This is a genomic window from Pseudomonas sp. NBRC 111140, assembly GCF_001320885.1.
GTDB lineage: Bacteria > Pseudomonadota > Gammaproteobacteria > Pseudomonadales > Pseudomonadaceae > Aquipseudomonas > Aquipseudomonas putida_P.
The window spans coordinates 26,901-44,739 of the sequence record NZ_BCBQ01000049.1; the positions used below are offsets into that span (position 1 = coordinate 26,901).

Genomic DNA, 17,839 nt, shown 5'->3' on the forward strand with positions numbered 1-17,839 from the left:
AACAGTTCCAGAACCAGGCGGCACGCAACATCCAGGCGTACCTGGGCAGCGGCGATGCCCTGCGCCATGCCGCCGCCATGGAAGCCAACCAGCAGCTGCAGGCCGCCCTGGCCGACTGGCCCGTTGAGCTGGCCGAGCAATTGCGCCCTAGCCTGGACAGCCTGCAGGCCTTCACTGCCAATGAACTGCTGGCCGCTGGCAAGCTGGCCGGCGACCCACAAGCCTTGCTGCTGCAAGCCGAGCGGGAGCTGGGGGCGAACCTTGAACAAATGGCCGGCTACGCCCGCGACAGCGGCAATGCCGAGGCCAACCGTTACCTGCTGCCACTGCTCGACGCCACCGTGCACCTGGGCCGGCTGTCACTGGCCCGCGACAAGCTGGTCAGCAGCGGCCGCCCGGAGCTGGCCGACGAAGTCGAGCGCGAGCTGCAACTGATCCGCGTCCAGGCCCAGGTGGTCGACGGTCTGCCCCTGCTCGGCGTAACCCGTGCGGCCGAATCCGGCGCCGACGACTTCGCCGCGATGATGGGCCTGGCGTCCCAGGCCAGCGCCCAGCAGGAAGACATTGCCGTAGGCCTGAAGCGCGAACTGCAAAGCCTGCTCAGCCGCTACCCGGCCGAGCTGCAACGCACCCGCGAACAAATCGAGCGCCGCGTCGCCCTGGCGGCCAGCACCCGCCAGCGCCTGGAGGCGGTGCAGCAGGCCATCGCCGCGCTGGAGCCCGAGGTACGCGGCCAGCATGCAAAAATCGCTGCCGAAGTGCGCATCATCCAGGGCCTGATGATCGGCCTGATCCTGCTGATTGCCCTGCTGATCGACACACTGCAGAGGCGCTTGGCCCGCACCCTTACAGGCCTGGCGCCCGCCCTGTCGCGTTGGGCAGAGGGTGACTTTGCCCAGGCTATCACCCTGGGCAAGACCAACCGCGAACTGCACGATATCCAGGAATCGCTCAACCGCCTGCGCCAGTACCTGGTCGAGCTGGTCGGCACCATCCGCCACAACGCCGAACAAGTGGCCGGCAGCAGCCACGCCCTGGCCGGCATGAGCGCCGCGCTGCACGATGGCGCCGAGCGCCAAGCCGGCGATACCGGGCAGATCCGCGATGCCCTCGGTGAACTGGAGGCGACCATTCAGCAAGTGGCGGGGGATGCGAGCGCCGCCGCCGATGCCAGCCGCGATGCCGGGCGCGCCGTGGAGCAAGGCCAGGCCGTAATTGGCCAGAGCCTGTCGGGCTTGCGTGACCTGGTCGATGAAGTGCAAGGCAACGCCCGCATGATCGAGCAGTTGGCGGAAGAGTCGGCAACCATCGGCGGCGTACTGACGGTAATCCGCTCGATTGCCGAGCAGACCAACCTGCTGGCACTGAACGCCGCGATCGAAGCGGCCCGCGCCGGTGAGATGGGCCGTGGCTTTGCCGTGGTGGCCGATGAGGTGCGCTCGTTGGCACAGCGCACCACAGGCGCTACCGGCGAGATTCAGGCCCTGATCGACCGCTTGCAGCAGGCGGCCAGAGGCTCGGTGGCCGGCATGCGCGCGCAGCTTGAGCATGCCGAGGCCACGGCCAATCAGGCCCAGGCGGCAGACGGAGCACTGGATGAGATTGTCTGTGCCATTCGTACCATCTCGGACACGGCAGTGCGGATTGCCGATGTCACGGCGCAGCAGAGCGGCGCGGTGAGCGAAATTCGTGACCACAGCGAGCGGATTCATGAGCTGGGTGAGGACAACTTGCAGCGTATTGGTGAGGGGCGTGAGCAAGGCGAGCATTTGCTGAGCCTGGGCGGCGAGCTGAACCGGGCGGTGCGGGCGTTCAGGGTCTGATCGGGCAACGCGGGATCTGTGGGGGCGGTGCATGCCCTGAGTAAATCGCCGGCCATGTGTCGCCCCCACCGCCTGCATGACCCCAACCCACACCAACTCCGCTATCATGCCCAGCACGTTCCACCTCGCGAGTCCGCCATGCGCCGCCTGTTTTTCCTGCTGTTCCTGCTGCTGGCCAGCCCTGCCTTCGCCACGGGCCTGCTCGACAACCGCCCCAGCGCCACACTCGGCGCCGCTTCGCTGGCCAACAACGCCGACTTCCTGCCGGTGCACGAAGCCTTCAAGCTCAACCTGGTCCAGGCCGACGCGCAAACCATCAAGCTGCGTTTCGTAGCCACGGATGGCTATTACCTCTACCGCCACCGTTTCCAGTTCCGCACGGAACCGGCCGATATCGCCCTTGGCACGCCGAACATCCCCAAGGGCGAAGCCAAGCACGATGAGTTTTTCGGCGACGTCGAGGTGTACCACGGTGTGCTCGACATCGAGCTGCCACGCAACGACCCGCGCGCCTTCACCTTGCTGGTGGGCTACCAGGGCTGCGCCGACAAAGGCCTGTGCTACCCACCGGAAACCGCACGCCTGACCATCGATGGCGAAGGCCTTGGCAACACGCCGACCACCACCACCCCTGCCTGGAACTGGAAGTCGCTGCTGCTGTTCTTCCTCGCCGGGGTCGGCCTGACCTTCACGCCCTGCGTCCTGCCGATGCTGCCGATCCTGTCTGGCGTGGTGCTGCGCGGCCAGGTTGGCGGGCTACGCGGGCTGTCGCTGTCGCTGGCCTACGTGCTGCCTATGGCTGCCAGCTTTGCGGCACTCGGCGCCCTGATGGGCCTGTTCGGTGCGGGCCTGAACCTGCAGGCACGCCTGCAGTCGGCCTGGGTGCTGGTGCCTTTCGCGCTGTTCTTCGTGGTATTCGCCCTGGCCATGTTCGGCCTGTTCGAACTGAAGCTGCCCCAGGCCCTGAGCAACCGCCTGAACAACGTCGCCAACCATACCCGCGGCGGCTCTCTGCTAGGCGCGGCAATACTTGGTGTGCTCTCCAGCCTGCTGGTTTCGCCGTGCGTCTCGGCGCCCCTGGCCGGTGCCCTGCTGTATATCAGCGCCAGCGGCGATGCCCTGGGCGGCGCGCTCAAGCTGTTCGCCCTGGGTTTGGGCATGGGCGCACCGTTGCTACTGGTGGCCACCGGTGGCGCAGCCTGGCTGCCGAAAAGCGGCCCTTGGATGAACACGGTGAAAAACGCCATCGGCGTGCTGCTGCTGGGGCTGGCCATCGGCTTGCTCAGCCGTGTACTGCCAGGCCCTGTGACCTTGCTGCTGGTCGGCTTCCTCGCTGCTGGCGTGGCCCTGTTCCTCGGAGCCCTGGAGCTCGTCGTCAAAACCGCGCCCCAGCGCCTGGCGCAACTGCTCGGCCTGGCCTTGCTGGTGTACGCGCTGGCCTGTTGGTACGGCGCCCTCAGTGGCCAGGGCGACCCACTGCGACCGCTGCCAGTTGCAACACTGGGCGCCAGCGGCGCCAGCCCGACGGCAAAGGCCGATGCCTGGCAGACCATCACCACGCCTGACGCATTGGACGCGGCCTTGGCGCAAGCCAAGGCGGCCGGGCAGCCAGTGCTGCTGGACTGGTACGCCGACTGGTGCATCAGTTGCAAGGTGATCGAGCATGAGGTGCTCAATGCGCCCCAGGTGCAGACACAGTTGACCGGCTTCAAACTGCTGCGTTTCGACATCACCGAAAGCAATGCCGAGCAACGCAAACTGCTCGACCGCTACCAGCTGTTCGGCCCGCCTGCCCTGCTGTTCTTTGCAGCGAACGGCAGCGAAATTACCGCTGATCGGGTGATAGGCGAAATAAACGCCGCTGAATTTGCACAAATTCTGGCACGCGTACGCGGCAAAGCCGGTCTATAACTTCCCGCGAGGCGGGGAAAATCCTGAAATCAGTGACCAGATTTAATTATTTGGTCACATACTTCGCGCGAATCTCGGACATCGTGCTGGCTATTGCCGGGAACTGGACACTTGCGGTCGCTTTACGGCACACTCGCCGCGCTGTGTCGAATTGCCCTACAAATCCAAGGAATCCGCAGATGGCAACGCTACTGGTGCTCCACGGCCCCAACCTCAACCTGCTCGGTACTCGCGAGCCAGGCCATTACGGCGCCGTGACCCTGGCCCAGATCAACCAGGACCTGGAGCAACGTGCCCGCGCCGCAGGCCACCATCTGCAGTACCTGCAGAGCAATGCCGAATACGAATTGATCGACCGCATTCACGCCGCACGCAACGAGGGTGTGGACTTCATCCTGATCAATCCGGCTGCTTTCACCCACACAAGCGTCGCATTACGTGACGCATTGCTTGCGGTGAGCATCCCATTCATCGAAGTGCACCTGTCCAACGTGCACAAACGCGAACCGTTCCGTCACCACTCCTACTTTTCCGATGTTGCCGTAGGGGTGATCTGCGGTCTGGGCGCCAGCGGTTATCGCCTGGCCCTGGAGTCCGCGCTGGAACAACTGGCTGCCAACGCACAGCCCAAATGATGAAAACCCTGGCCTAAGTGGGCCGGGGTTCGAGAGAAACGTTCCGATACGTTTTTTTGTATTTCGCCCCCTGACCGAACCTTTGGGAGTTGATGATTAATGGATATCCGTAAAGTCAAGAAACTGATCGAGCTGCTGGAAGAGTCTGGCATCGACGAACTGGAGATCAAGGAAGGCGAAGAGTCGGTCCGTATCAGCCGTCACAGCAAAACCCCAGCTGCCCAGCAGTTCTACGCACCAGCACCGATGGCTGCCGCCCCGGTTGCTGCGCCAGTTGCCGCCGCCGCCCCTGTCGCCGAAGCCGCTGCTGCTGCCCCAGCCCTGAAAGGCACCGTGATCCGTTCGCCAATGGTCGGCACCTTCTACCGCAAGCCTTCGCCGACCTCGCCTAACTTCGCTGAAGTTGGCCAGACGGTGAAAAAGGGCGACACCCTGTGCATCGTTGAAGCCATGAAGATGATGAACCACATCGAAGCCGATGTTGGCGGTGTCATCGACGCCATCCTGGTAGAAGACGGCCAGCCGGTTGAGTTCGACCAGCCGCTGTTCACCGTCGTTTGAATCGCGGAGAGCCAACGATGTCTGGGAAGCTCGAAAAAGTCCTGATCGCCAACCGTGGGGAAATTGCCCTGCGGATCCTGCGTGCCTGCAAAGAGCTGGGCATCAAAACCGTCGCTGTGCACTCCACCGCCGACCGTGAGCTGATGCACCTGGGCCTGGCAGACGAGTCGGTCTGCATCGGTCCTGCATCGTCCAAGGATTCCTACCTGCATATCCCGGCAATCATCGCTGCCGCCGAAGTCACCGGCGCCACCGCGATTCACCCGGGCTACGGCTTCCTGGCAGAAAACGCCGACTTCGCCGAACAGGTAGAAAAATCCGGCTTCGCCTTCATCGGCCCGAAAGCCGACACCATTCGCCTGATGGGTGACAAGGTTTCGGCCAAGGACGCGATGATCAAGTCGGGCGTGCCGACCGTACCAGGCTCCGATGGCCCGCTGCCGGAAGACGAAGAAGTCGCCCTGGCGATTGCCCGTGACGTCGGCTACCCGGTGATCATCAAAGCCGCCGGTGGTGGTGGTGGTCGCGGCATGCGCGTGGTGCACAAGGAAGAGGACCTGATTTCCTCGGCCAAGCTCACCCGTACCGAAGCCGGTGCTGCCTTCGGCAACCCGATGGTCTACCTGGAGAAGTTCCTGACCAACCCACGTCACGTGGAAGTGCAGGTGCTGTCCGACGGCCAGGGCAACGCCATCCACCTGGGCGACCGCGACTGCTCGTTGCAGCGCCGTCACCAGAAGGTACTGGAAGAAGCACCAGCCCCGGGCATCGACGAAAAGGCCCGTCAGGAAGTGTTCAAGCGCTGCGTCGATGCGTGCATCGAGATCGGCTACCGTGGTGCCGGTACTTTCGAGTTCCTGTACGAAAACGGCCGCTTCTACTTCATCGAGATGAACACCCGCGTGCAGGTTGAGCACCCGGTGTCGGAGATGGTTACCGGTATCGACATCGTCAAGGAGATGCTGAGCATCGCCGCTGGCAACAAGCTGTCGTTCCGCCAGGAAGACGTGGTGATCCGTGGCCACTCGCTGGAGTGCCGGATCAACGCAGAAGACCCGAAGAAGTTCATCCCAAGCCCAGGCAAGGTGAAGCACTTCCACGCACCAGGCGGCAATGGCGTACGTGTCGATTCGCACCTGTACAGCGGTTATTCGGTTCCGCCGAACTACGACTCGCTGATCGGCAAGCTGATCACCTACGGCAAGGACCGCGACGAAGCCATGGCGCGCATGCGCAATGCCCTGGACGAGATCGTCGTCGACGGCATCAAGACCAACATCCCGCTGCACCGCGACCTGGTGCGTGATGAAGGTTTCTGCAAAGGCGGCGTCAACATTCACTACCTCGAACACAAGCTGGCCAACGAGCATTGATCGAGTAGTGTGATGTACCAGAACCCCGGACCTGTTCCGGGGTTTTTTATGCCTGCAACAATCTGGGGCCGCTATGCGGCCCCAATGGCCCTACCCCTTCATCCGCGGCATCTCGATACGATGCTCATGCACCCGTCGATACAGGGTCGCCCGCGAGATCCCCAAAGCCCGCGCCGCATCCGCTGGCTTCCAGCGATGACGGATCAATGCATCCAGCAGCAACTGCCGGGCCGGGCACGATACGCCGCTTTCAGCCGAAACAACCGCGTCACCGCGAACCTCATGCGGCAGGTCCTGCAAGTGCAACTGCCCGCCCTCGCTCACCGCACAGGCATAGCGCAACACCTGCCGCAGCTGGCGCAAATTGCCCGGCCAGCGATAAACCAGCAACGCCTGCAGCGCAGCATCGGCCAGTACCACCTCCACTCCACAGGCCAGGGCTTCTTCGGCCAGCAGCTGGTGAATCAACCCCAAGCGGTCCTCGCGCTCACGCAGCGGCGGCAGCTCGAACCGGGCATTGGCCAGGCGGAAATACAGATCCTCACGAAAACGCCCGTCCGCCACCATGGTTGCCAGGTCGCGGTGAGTGGCACAGATCACCTGAATGTCCACCCGCTCGCGCCGTGCAGCACCCAGCGGCGCCACTTCGCCCTCGGCCAGCACCCGCAACAAGCGGGTTTGCAGGTGCAACGGCATATCGCCGATTTCGTCCAGGAACAGCGTACCGCCATCGGCCTGCTGCAACAGCCCCTGCATGCCTTTGCTGGAAGCCCCGGTAAAGGCTCCTGCGACATAGCCGAACAACTCGCTCTCGATCAGGCTTTCCGGGATGGCCGCGCAGTTCAGTGTGACGAACGGGCCGTCGCGGCGCAGGCTTTGCTGGTGCAACTGGCGGGCAAAGACCTCTTTGCCAGCACCGGTTTCGCCTAGCACCAGCACCGCCAGGTTGCAGTCCTTGACCCGCGTGGCCAACCGCAGGTGCTGCTCGATCCGCGCGTCCTGGGCCTGATGCAACGGCTGCGCGCGCTCGCGTCGTTGCGGCGCGCTGACCCGGCCATACAAACCACCCAAGCCGGGCAGGCGCTGGGCTGAAGTCGCGCTCACCCGGCGCAACTGGTCTAGGTCGAACAGTTCGCCAATATGCTCGGGCAAACGCCCCAAGCGCTCCACCAAGCGTTGCCGCGCCAGGCTGTTGATGGCCTGCAAGCGGCCATCGGCATCCCAGGCCAGCAGGTAATCGGGCTGGCTTTCCACATAACCTGGCGTGCCATGGGCACGCATCACCCAATGGCCCTGGGCACTGTGCATGAAGAAGGCGTTTTCGATCTCGCGGGCCGTCTGCTCGACCAGTTGCCGGATCAGGTGCTGGCTGCGCCGATCGTCTGGCGACTGCAAGGCTGATACATCCACCACACCCAAAAGCTCGCCCAACGGGTCGAATACCGGTGCGGCAGTGCAGGTAAGGCCGATGAAGGCAGCGCGAAAGTGATCGCGCTTGTGCACCGTGACCGGGGCCTTGCTGGTCAGCACCGCCGCCACGCCGCAGGTGCCCTCCTCGCCCTCTGACCAGCAGGTGCCCAAGTACAGCCCGGCTTTGCGGCAGTCGTTGCGGATGGCCGACTCGACCCGATAATCGATGGTGCGCCCCTGGGCGTCGGTCAGCAGCACGCAGTAGTCGGCGCCGCGCACCCGCTCATGCAGGCGTGCCACGGCATCGCTGGCGATACGCAGGAACAGCTCGGCGCGTTCGCGGCATTCGTTGAGCAGGCTTTGGGAAAGGATACGCGGCCCCTGCTGGGACCCAGGGTCGAGGCGGTACAGCTCCATGGAGCGGCGCCATGAGTCGAGGATCAGCGCAGGAACCGGCGCCTGTGGCAGGCGATCGGCATTCTTCAGCACCCTGCTGACGCAGTCGACGTGGGCTCGGGAGTTCGCGGCAAGCATTCAGGCCCTCCGGTTCTCGTTGCTGTTTTTATCGTTGTCCGGCCATTAAGCGCCTCTGTGCATGCCCCGACAAGCACTGTGTGATTACTGCCGAGCTTGAGACGCAGCGTCTCAGCGTCTCGGCATGGCCAGCCCCGCGCTGGCACCCGGCGTCTCGTCGGCGCCGCCGTGCAGGCCTGCCATAACTCGACCAAAGCCCTCTAGCGCGGCCACTTCAGCCAAGGCGAAGAAAGCTGGCACCGCGCTTGCTCAAGCCCTTGCAAACAAAAATACGAGGTGCGCCATGCCGCTACCCGCCCCGATTGTCGGGATCATTGCCAACCCTGCCTCTGGCCGCGACCTACGCCGCCTGACCGCCAATGCCGGGCTCTATTCGAGCACCGACAAAGCCTCGGCGATTCAACGCCTGCTCGCAGCCTTCGGCGCCACCGGCATCGGCCAGGTGCTGCTGCCCAGCGACATGACCGGCATCGCCGCCGCTGTACTCAAGGCCAGCCAGGGCCCAGGGGCCCACGATCAGCACTGGCCGGCCATCGAGATCCTCGACCTGCCACTGACCCAGACCGTGGCCGATACCCACCTGGCTACCCGGCGCATGGTCGAGCGTGGCGTGTCGATGATCGCTGTGCTGGGTGGCGACGGCACCCACAAGGCGGTCGCCGCCCAAGCCGGTGACGTACCGCTGCTGACCCTGTCCACCGGTACCAACAACGCCTTCCCCGAACTGCGCGAAGCCACCAGCGCGGGCCTGGCCGGCGGCCTGCTCGCCAGTGGCCGGGTGCCGGCCAGCATCGGCTTGCGCCGCAACAAGCGCCTGCTGGTGAACGTGCCAGAGCAACAGCTGGCGGAATGGGCCTTGGTCGAAGTGGCCGTGTCACCGCAACGCTTCATCGGTGCCCGCGCGCTCAGCCGCAGCGAGGACCTCTGCGAGGTCTTCGCCTGCTTCGCCGAGCCCCATGCCATCGGCCTGTCGGCCTTGTGCGGCCTGTGGTGCCCAGTATCGCGCCAGGACCCGCACGGCGCCTGGGTACGCCTGAACCCCGCTGCCGAGCAAGCGCTGCTCGTCCCCCTGGCCCCCGGCCTGCTGCAAGCCTGCGGCATTACCGCCAGCGGCCCACTGACGCCCGGCGTCGCCCATCGCCTGAGCCTGGCCAGCGGCACCCTGGCCCTGGATGGCGAACGTGAAATCGAATTTGCCGAACACGACACGCCCACCATCACCCTCGACCACCAAGGCCCGCTCAGCGTGGACGTCGAGGCCGTACTGGCGCATGCCGCTCGCCATCACCTGCTGGCCGTCCCGCGCGGCCACCGGCTGCACCCTGCAAACCCGTGTTGAGACAACCCTGGAGAACAACAAGATGTCCAATCAACTCAGTACCGAACAACTGCTGCATGCCTATGAAGTGATGCGCACCATCCGCGCCTTCGAAGAACGCCTGCACGTGGAATTCGCCACGGGCGAGATCCCCGGCTTCGTCCACCTGTATGCCGGCGAAGAAGCCTCCGCCGCCGGGGTCATGGCCCACCTGCGCGACAGCGACTGCATCGCCTCGACCCACCGCGGCCATGGCCACTGTATCGCCAAGGGCGTGGACGTGTACGGCATGATGGCCGAGATCTACGGCAAGAAAACCGGGGTATGCGGCGGCAAGGGCGGCTCGATGCACATTGCCGACCTGGAAAAGGGAATGCTCGGTGCCAACGGCATCGTCGGTGCTGGCGCTCCGCTGGTGGCCGGGGCCGCGCTGGCGGCCAAACTCAAGGGCCGTGACGACGTGTCGGTGGCGTTCTTCGGCGATGGCGCCTCCAACGAGGGAGCCGTGTTCGAAGCCATGAACATGGCGTCGATCATGAACTTGCCGTGCATCTTCGTGGCCGAAAACAACGGCTACGCCGAGGCCACCGCCTCCAACTGGTCGGTCGCCTGCGACCACATCGCCGACCGCGCTGCTGGCTTTGGCATGCCAGGCGTCACCATCGACGGCTTCGACTTCTTTGCCGTGTACGAGGCCGCAGGCGCGGCCATCGAGCGCGCACGTTCCGGGCAAGGCCCGTCGCTGATCGAGGTCAAGCTCAGCCGCTACTACGGCCACTTCGAGGGCGATGCGCAAACCTACCGCGCCCCCGATGAAGTGAAAAACCTGCGCGAATCCCGCGACTGCCTGATGCAGTTCCGTAACAAGACCACCCGCGCCGGCCTGCTCACTGCCGAGCAACTGGACGCCATCGACGCGCGCATCGAGGACCTGATCGAAGACGCCGTGCGCCGCGCCAAATCCGATCCCAAGCCACAGCCCGCCGACCTGCTCACCGACGTCTACGTCGCCTACCCCTGAGCCGCGGATTACAAGAACAACAGGAGAACCACCATGGCAAGAAAGATCAGCTACCAGCAGGCCATCAACGAAGCCCTGGCCCAGGAAATGCGCCGTGACAATACCGTGTTCATCATCGGCGAAGACGTCGCCGGTGGTGCCGGTGCACCCGGCGAGGATGACGCCTGGGGTGGCGTGCTGGGGGTGACCAAAGGCCTGTACCACCAATTCCCCGGCCGCGTGCTCGACGCGCCGCTGTCGGAAATCGGCTATGTCGGCGCCGCGGTCGGTGCCGCCACCCAGGGCCTGCGCCCGGTGTGCGAACTGATGTTCGTCGACTTCGCCGGCTGCTGCCTGGACCAGATCCTCAACCAGGCCGCCAAGTTCCGCTACATGTTCGGCGGCAAGGCGGTCACCCCGCTGGTGATGCGCACGATGTACGGCGCCGGCCTGCGCGCGGCAGCCCAGCATTCGCAGATGCTCACCTCGCTATGGACGCACATCCCCGGCCTGAAGGTGGTGTGTCCGTCCTCGCCCTACGATGCCAAGGGCCTGTTGATCCAGGCGATCCGTGACAACGACCCGGTAATTTTCTGCGAACACAAGCTGCTGTACAGCATGCAAGGCGAAGTGCCAGAAGAGGTGTACACCGTGCCGTTCGGCGAAGCCAACTTCCTGCGCGATGGCGACGACGTGACCCTGGTGACCTATGGACGCATGGTCCACGTGGCACTTGAAGCGGCCAACAATCTGGCCCGCCAGGGCATCGACTGCGAGGTGCTGGACTTGCGCACCACCAGCCCGCTGGACGAAGACAGCATTCTGGAAAGCGTGGAGAAGACCGGCCGGCTGGTGGTGATCGATGAAGCCAACCCGCGCTGTTCGATGGCCACCGACATCAGCGCGCTGGTGGCGCAGAAGGCCTTCGGCGCACTCAAGGGCCCGATCGAAATGGTCACCGCGCCGCACACCCCGGTGCCGTTCTCCGACGCACTGGAAGACCTGTACATCCCTGACGCGGCGAAGATCGAAACTGCCGTGCGCAAGGTGATCGAAGCTGCAAGGAGTGCCGCATGAGCCAGATCCATACCCTGACCATGCCCAAGTGGGGCTTGTCGATGACCGAGGGCCGGGTGGACGCCTGGCTCAAGCAGGAAGGTGACGAAATCAACAAGGGCGACGAGGTGCTGGACGTCGAGACCGACAAGATCAGCAGCAGCGTCGAAGCCCCGTTCAGTGGTGTACTGCGCCGCCAGGTGGCCAGGCCGGATGAAACCCTGCCGGTCGGCGCGCTACTGGCAGTGGTGGTGGAAGGCGAAGCCGAAGAAGCAGAAATCGATGCGCTGGTGCAACGCTTCCAGGCCGAGTTCGTCGCCGAAGGGGGCGCCGATCAGGCACAAGGGCCGGCCCCGCAGAAGGCGGAAGTCGGTGGCCGCCTGCTGCGCTGGTTCGAGCTGGGCGAAGGCGGCACGCCGCTGGTGCTGGTGCACGGTTTTGGCGGCGACCTCAACAACTGGCTGTTCAACCACCCGGCGCTGGCCGCCGAACGCCGCGTAATCGCCCTGGACCTGCCGGGGCACGGCGAGTCGGCCAAGGCCCTGCAACGGGGTGACCTGGACGAGCTGAGCGAAACCGTGCTGGCCTTGCTCGACCACCTGGACATCGCCAAGGCCCACCTGGCGGGCCATTCCATGGGCGGTGCGGTAAGCCTCAACGTGGCGCGCCTGGCGCCGCAGCGGGTGGCCAGCCTGAGCCTGGTGGCCAGTGCCGGGCTGGGTGACGCAATCAACGGGCAGTACCTGCAAGGTTTTGTCAGCGCCGCCAACCGCAATGCGCTTAAACCACAAATGGTGCAGCTGTTTGCCGACCCGGCGCTGGTCACCCGGCAAATGCTTGAGGACATGCTCAAGTTCAAGCGCCTGGAAGGTGTTGATGATGCCTTGCGCCAGCTGGCATCGGCCCTCGCCGACGGCGACCGGCAGCGCCACGACCTGCGCGGGGTGTTGGGACAGCACCCGGCACTGGTGGTGTGGGGCGGCAAGGACGCGATCATCCCGGCCAGCCATGCCGAAGGCCTGGAGGCAGAAGTACTGGTGCTGCCGGAGGCTGGGCATATGGTGCAGATGGAAGCGGCTGAACAGGTCAACCAGCAACTGCTCGCGTTCCTGCGCAAGCACTAAGCCCTTTCCGTGAGCCTGGAGAACAACAATGAACGACCTGAGCCACACCCATATGCGCGCCGCCGTCTGGCATGGCCGCAACGATATTCGCGTCGAACAGGTACCCCTGCCAGCCGACCCTGCGCCGGGCTGGGTACAGATCAAGGTGGACTGGTGCGGCATCTGCGGCTCCGACCTGCACGAATACGTCGCCGGCCCGGTATTCATCCCGGTGGAGGCCCCGCACCCACTGACTGGCATTCAGGGCCAGTGCATCCTCGGCCACGAATTTTGCGGCCAGATCGCCAAGCTGGGTGAAGGCGTGGAAGGCTTTGCGGTCGGCGACCCGGTGGCCGCAGACGCCTGCCAGCATTGCGGCAACTGCTACTACTGCACCCACGGCCTGTACAACATCTGCGAGCGCCTGGCCTTCACCGGCCTGATGAACAACGGCGCCTTCGCCGAGTTGGTCAACGTGCCTGCCAACCTGCTCTACCGGCTGCCGCAGGGCTTCCCTGCTGAAGCCGGGGCACTGATCGAGCCGCTGGCAGTGGGCATGCATGCAGTGAAAAAGGCGGGCAGCCTGCTCGGCCAAACCGTGGTGGTGGTGGGTGCTGGTACCATTGGCCTGTGTACCATCATGTGCGCCAAGGCTGCGGGAGCAGCGCAGGTCATTGCCCTTGAGATGTCCTCGGCGCGCAAGGCCAAAGCCAAGGAAGTCGGTGCCAGCGTGGTGCTGGACCCCAGCCAGTGCGATGCCCTGGCGCAAATCCGCGCACTCACTGCCGGGTTGGGGGCGGATGTGAGCTTTGAGTGCATCGGCAACAAGCACACGGCCAAGTTGGCCATCGACACCATCCGCAAGGCGGGCAAGTGTGTGCTGGTGGGCATTTTCGAAGAGCCTAGCGAGTTCAACTTTTTCGAGCTGGTGTCCACCGAGAAGCAGGTGCTGGGGGCGTTGGCGTACAACGGTGAATTTGCCGATGTGATTGCCTTTATCGCTGATGGACGACTGGATATTCGCCCCTTGGTGACCGGGCGGATCGGGCTGGAGCAGATTGTCGAGCTGGGCTTCGAGGAACTGGTGAACAACAAGGAAGAGAACGTGAAGATCATCGTTTCACCGGGCGTGCGCTGAAGCCATTGGTTGGGGCAAACACTTGCATATGGCACCAATCCCTGTGAGAGCGGGTTTACCCGCGAAGAATGCGACGCGGTGCATGGCACCGGCTTCGCCGGTGTTCGCGGCCAAAGCCGCTCCCACAGGTACCGCGTGAGCTTTAGGGGCCGTACAAGCCTTGCGCTCCCTGTCTCAGGATCCCATTCTGCGTCATACTCGGCAGACCTATTGCCCGGTCCTCGCCATGCGTCCACTGCTCCCCATTACCCTGGTCCTGCTGCTCGCCGCCTGTGGCGATGGCGAATCGCTGCTTCCGCCAGACGCGCGCCTGCCTGACGGCGGGCGTTACCGGGGGCAGGTGGTCGATGGCCTGCTGCAGGGTGAGGGCCGGATCGACTACCCCAACGGCAGCTGGTACGCCGGCAGCTTCAAGGATGGCCAGTGGCACGGCCAGGGCGAATGGCATGGCCAGAACGGCGAGGTGTACCGTGGCCAGTTCGCCGAGGGGCTGTTCCAGGGCCTGGGCGATTTGACCACCCCGGGCAGCCACTATGGCGGCACGTTCAAGCATGGCCGTCGCGACGGCGAAGGCACCCTCAAGCAGGCCGACCAGACCTACCGCGGCCAGTTCAAGGACGACCTCTACGACGGCGCGGGCGAGCTGGAACTGGCCGATGGCAGCCGCTACCAGGGGCTGTTCGCCAAAGGCAAGCCCAACGGTGCCGGCGTGCGCAGCGACGCCAGCGGCAACCAGTTCAGCGGCCACTTCATCAACGGCCAGTTACAAGGCAGCGGCACCTTCGACAGCGTTGACGGCGAGCAGTACATCGGTGAGTTCAAGGACAACCGCCTGGAGGGCCGTGGCCGCTACGAAAATGCCGATGGCGATGTATGGATCGGTGAATTCAAGGATGGCTCGCTGGTGGGTGAAGGCGAACTGCTGGGCAGCGATGGCAGCCACTACAAAGGCGAGTTCGCCGATTGGCGCCTATCGGGCCAAGGCAGCCTGCAACTGGCCGACGGCAGCCAGTACATCGGCGGCTTCCTCAATGATGCCTACCATGGCCATGGCCGATTGATCCTGCCCAGCGGCAAGGTTGAAAGCGGCGTGTGGGCAAATGGCGTGCGCGTGCGTGACCAGAAAGGCAAGCTGCTGCCCGACCCACTGGACCTGGCACTGCTCAACCAGGGCCGGCTGCTGGAAGAAGCGCTGGCCAGGGTGCCGCGCTCGGCGCCCCCGATCCAGCTGTACAGCCTGGTGGTGGCCGGCGATGGCCAGCAGAGCGTGTTCCTGCGTGAAGCCGATTATGTCAGCAACATGCTCAAGGTGCGCTTTGGTGCCCGTGGCCAGGTGACCCTGGTCAACCACCGCGACCATATGGCCACCCGCCCCATGGCCACCCGCGAGAACCTCACCCGTGCCGCCAGCACGCTGGCCGAACGCAGCGGCCCCGAAGACCTGGTGTTCATCTACCTCACCAGCCATGGCAGCCAGGACCACCAGTTGGTGCTCGACCAGCCGCGCCTGCAGCTGGCCGACCTGTCCGCCGACGAGCTGGCCACCGCCCTGGCGCCGTTGAAGGACCGCGACAAGGTAATCGTCATATCCGCCTGCTATTCAGGGGGCTATATCGCCCCTCTCAAAGATGAGCGCACGCTGATCATGACCGCCGCCCGGGCCGACCGCGTCTCCTTCGGCTGCTCGGAAGAGGCCGACTTCACCTACTTTGGCGATGCCTTGTTCGCCGAAGCGCTGAACCAGACCGACGACCTGAAACAGGCGTTTGAACTGGCGCGCGCCAGCGTTGCCGAACGAGAACAAAGGGAAGGCTTCGAGGCCTCTGAACCGCAGCTATGGGCGCCGCCAGCCGTGCTTGAACACTGGCAGCACCTGCGCCGCCAACAGGCCGAAGAAGCTTTGCGTAACGCCGCACAAGCCGCCGTGGGGGAACAGGCAAAAACGCCCCGCAGCCACTAAGCTTGTGTGTAACAAGGGAGAGACATCATGTATTTGACGCCTCAGCATGTCCTGCTTGCCGGTGCCACGGGCCTGACGGGTGAACACCTGCTGGACCGCCTGCTCAACGAGCCCACCATTACCCGCGTATTGGCGCCCACCCGCCGGCCACTGGCCGAGCACCCACACCTGGAAAACCCGGTGGGCGACCCGGCGGTGTTCCTCCCGCAGCTGGCCGGGCGCGTCGATATTGCCTATTGCTGCCTGGGCACCACGTTGAAACAGGCCGGCTCCGAGTCGGCCTTCCGCGCGGTGGACCTGGACATGGTGGTGGCGTTCAGCAAACGCGCAAGGGAAATGGGCGCACGGCATCTGCTGGTGGTCAGTGCAGTAGGCGCCGACCCCAAGTCGTCAATTTTCTATAACCGGGTCAAGGGCGAGATGGAAGAAGCGCTCAAGGCTCAGGACTGGCCACAGCTGACCATCGTGCGGCCCTCCTTCCTGCTGGGCGAGCGGATAGAGCCACGGCTCACTGAGCAGCTGGTTGCGCCACTTTCCAGGTTGATTCCTGGCAAGTACCGGGGGATCGAGGCGTGTACCCTGGCGCGGGCGTTGTGGCGACTGGCGCTTGAGGAAGAAGACGGGATACGGATTGTGGAGTCCGATGAATTGCGCAAGCTGGGCAAAAAATAGGGGGTTACCTGCCAGGGCCTCTTCGCGGGCAACCCAGCGAAAGGGCCCTTAAAGGCCGCCTGTGGCCTGGAAGCCTACACCTGCCGCTGTCAGTAAGGATAACGGCAACAACAGGGTATCGAGCAGCATGCTCCCCGGCAGGTCCAACCCCGGATAGGCCGGCGCATCAGCCCCATAATGATCACGCGGGCAGCACCCGCCGTTGATCACATACAAATCCAGCCGGGTGCCGGCATATACCACCGGTGCCCCAGGCTTGGCGGCATCCAGCGTGCGCACCGTGGCACAACCACTCAACAGCCCCAGCGCCAGCAAACTGGCCAGCGCTCGCTTCAATCATCCACCCCAAAATGATGCTCGCCCCAACGCGGCAGCATGTCCTGGGGGATGTTCAGCAGGTTGAGAATGCGCGCCACGACAAAGTCGACCAGGTCGTCGATGGTCTGTGGCTGGTGATAGAAGCCCGGCGCCGCCGGCAGGATCACCGCGCCCATTTGCGACAGCTTGAGCATGTTTTCCAGGTGGATGGTGGAGAACGGTGCTTCGCGTGGTACCAGGATCAGCTGGCGACGCTCCTTGAGGGTAACGTCGGCAGCCCGCTCGATCAGGTTGTTGCACGCACCGGTGGCAATCGCCGACAACGTGCCGGTAGAACACGGCACCACCACCATCGCTGCTGGGGCGCCAGAGCCCGAGGCCACGGGCGACATCCAGTCCTCCTTGCCGTACACACGGATCTGCCCATCGGCGGCGCCGGTGTACTCCGTCAGAAAGGCCTGCATTGCCTGGGGCTTGGCCGGCAGCAACACATCCGTCTCGGTGGCCATTACCAACTGCGCGGCCTTTGAGATGAGGAAATGTACCTCGCGGTCCTCACGCACCAGGCAATCGAGCAAGCGCAGGCCATATTGGGCGCCAGAGGCGCCCGTCATGGCCAGGGTGATGCGTTGCGGCCCGTTCACTTCAGCGCCTCGGCCAACTTGCCGTGCAGGCCACCGAAACCGCCGTTGCTCATGATCACCACATGGGTGCCTGGGCGAGCCTGGCCTTTGACCCGTTCGATGATCGCTTCGAGGCTGTCGGCCACCACGCTCGGCACCTTGCATTGGGCGGCGGTGGCGGCCAGGTCCCAGCCGAGGTTGGCCGGTGCATACCAGATCACCTGGTCCGCATCGTTGACGCTTTCTGGCAGGCCGTCACGGTGAGCACCAAGCTTCATTGAGTTGGAGCGTGGCTCGATCACCGCGATCACCGGTGCCTCGCCAACACGCTTGCGCAGGCCGTCGAGGGTGGTGGCAATGGCGGTCGGGTGGTGGGCGAAGTCATCGTAGATGGTCACGCCCTG

General features: G+C 64.4%; 17 protein-coding genes. 12 read left to right on the forward strand and 5 right to left on the reverse strand.

From position 1 onward, the window contains the following. The first annotated feature begins 269 nt into the window (after positions 1–269). The 5 genes from APH42_RS16610 (at position 270) to accC (ending at position 6,303) form a co-directional block, all read left to right on the forward strand. On the forward strand, positions 270–1,823 hold the full coding sequence (locus tag APH42_RS16610; RefSeq protein ID WP_374701057.1) for a methyl-accepting chemotaxis protein: 1,554 nt from the start codon (positions 270–272) through the stop codon (positions 1,821–1,823). Positions 1,824–1,961: 138 nt separating this feature from the next. Then, complete coding sequence (locus tag APH42_RS16615; protein ID WP_012270327.1) at positions 1,962–3,734, forward strand: protein-disulfide reductase DsbD; 1,773 nt, start codon at positions 1,962–1,964, stop codon at positions 3,732–3,734. Between the two features lie 179 nt (positions 3,735–3,913). Then, positions 3,914–4,369 (forward strand): type II 3-dehydroquinate dehydratase, encoded by a 456-nt coding sequence (gene aroQ / locus APH42_RS16620; RefSeq protein WP_003255330.1) that lies wholly within the window; start codon positions 3,914–3,916, stop codon positions 4,367–4,369. A gap of 99 nt (positions 4,370–4,468) precedes the next feature. Next, a complete protein-coding gene (gene accB / locus APH42_RS16625) occupies positions 4,469–4,930 on the forward strand; it encodes an acetyl-CoA carboxylase biotin carboxyl carrier protein (RefSeq protein ID WP_012270326.1) in 462 nt (153 codons plus the stop codon). Between the two features lie 17 nt (positions 4,931–4,947). Next, positions 4,948–6,303, forward strand: a complete 1,356-nt coding sequence (gene accC, locus APH42_RS16630; protein WP_012270325.1) for an acetyl-CoA carboxylase biotin carboxylase subunit — start codon at positions 4,948–4,950, stop codon at positions 6,301–6,303. 90 nt (positions 6,304–6,393) lie between these two features. Here the strand turns inward: accC and APH42_RS16635 are convergent, their stop codons facing one another. Together APH42_RS16635 and APH42_RS30295 are read right to left on the reverse strand one after the other, a co-directional pair. Continuing rightward, on the reverse strand, positions 6,394–8,247 hold the full coding sequence (locus tag APH42_RS16635; protein WP_060493805.1) for a sigma-54-dependent Fis family transcriptional regulator: 1,854 nt from the start codon (positions 8,245–8,247) through the stop codon (positions 6,394–6,396). A gap of 111 nt (positions 8,248–8,358) precedes the next feature. Then, positions 8,359–8,487 (reverse strand): DUF2264 domain-containing protein, encoded by a 129-nt coding sequence (locus APH42_RS30295; protein WP_218187659.1) that lies wholly within the window; start codon positions 8,485–8,487, stop codon positions 8,359–8,361. A gap of 43 nt (positions 8,488–8,530) precedes the next feature. Between APH42_RS30295 and APH42_RS16640 the strand changes: the two genes are divergently transcribed. From APH42_RS16640 to APH42_RS16670, 7 genes are all read left to right on the forward strand, one after another. Continuing rightward, positions 8,531–9,586 (forward strand): ATP-NAD kinase family protein, encoded by a 1,056-nt coding sequence (locus APH42_RS16640; RefSeq protein WP_060493806.1) that lies wholly within the window; start codon positions 8,531–8,533, stop codon positions 9,584–9,586. A gap of 22 nt (positions 9,587–9,608) precedes the next feature. Then, positions 9,609–10,586, forward strand: coding sequence for a thiamine pyrophosphate-dependent dehydrogenase E1 component subunit alpha (locus APH42_RS16645; protein ID WP_012270322.1), 978 nt, complete (start codon positions 9,609–9,611; stop codon positions 10,584–10,586). A 33-nt stretch (positions 10,587–10,619) separates the two neighbouring features. After that, entirely contained in the window at positions 10,620–11,642 is a 1,023-nt protein-coding gene (locus APH42_RS16650; RefSeq protein ID WP_012270321.1) for an alpha-ketoacid dehydrogenase subunit beta, read from the forward strand. Continuing rightward, complete coding sequence (locus APH42_RS16655) at positions 11,639–12,745, forward strand: acetoin dehydrogenase dihydrolipoyllysine-residue acetyltransferase subunit (RefSeq protein ID WP_012270320.1); 1,107 nt, start codon at positions 11,639–11,641, stop codon at positions 12,743–12,745. The genes APH42_RS16650 and APH42_RS16655 overlap by 4 nt, the downstream gene beginning before the upstream one ends. 52 nt (positions 12,746–12,797) lie before the next feature. Further along, positions 12,798–13,862: a 2,3-butanediol dehydrogenase gene (locus APH42_RS16660; RefSeq protein WP_256217834.1), complete on the forward strand. Its 1,065-nt coding sequence runs from the start codon at positions 12,798–12,800 to the stop codon at positions 13,860–13,862. A 226-nt stretch (positions 13,863–14,088) separates the two neighbouring features. Next, a complete protein-coding gene (locus APH42_RS16665) occupies positions 14,089–15,822 on the forward strand; it encodes a C13 family peptidase (protein WP_060493808.1) in 1,734 nt (577 codons plus the stop codon). A 27-nt stretch (positions 15,823–15,849) separates the two neighbouring features. Beyond that, positions 15,850–16,494: an oxidoreductase gene (locus APH42_RS16670; RefSeq protein WP_012270317.1), complete on the forward strand. Its 645-nt coding sequence runs from the start codon at positions 15,850–15,852 to the stop codon at positions 16,492–16,494. A gap of 48 nt (positions 16,495–16,542) precedes the next feature. On the opposite strand, the gene APH42_RS16675 is transcribed toward APH42_RS16670, so the two are convergent. The 3 genes from APH42_RS16675 to APH42_RS16685 form a co-directional block, all read right to left on the reverse strand. Then, positions 16,543–16,830, reverse strand: a complete 288-nt coding sequence (locus APH42_RS16675) for a YceK/YidQ family lipoprotein (protein WP_012270316.1) — start codon at positions 16,828–16,830, stop codon at positions 16,543–16,545. Then, complete coding sequence (gene ubiX, locus APH42_RS16680; RefSeq protein ID WP_012270315.1) at positions 16,827–17,456, reverse strand: flavin prenyltransferase UbiX; 630 nt, start codon at positions 17,454–17,456, stop codon at positions 16,827–16,829. The genes APH42_RS16675 and ubiX overlap by 4 nt, the downstream gene beginning before the upstream one ends. Continuing rightward, positions 17,453–17,839: glutamate ligase domain-containing protein (locus tag APH42_RS16685; protein ID WP_305728946.1), on the reverse strand; the 387-nt coding region annotated here is incomplete at its 5' end. The genes ubiX and APH42_RS16685, both read right to left, overlap by 4 nt.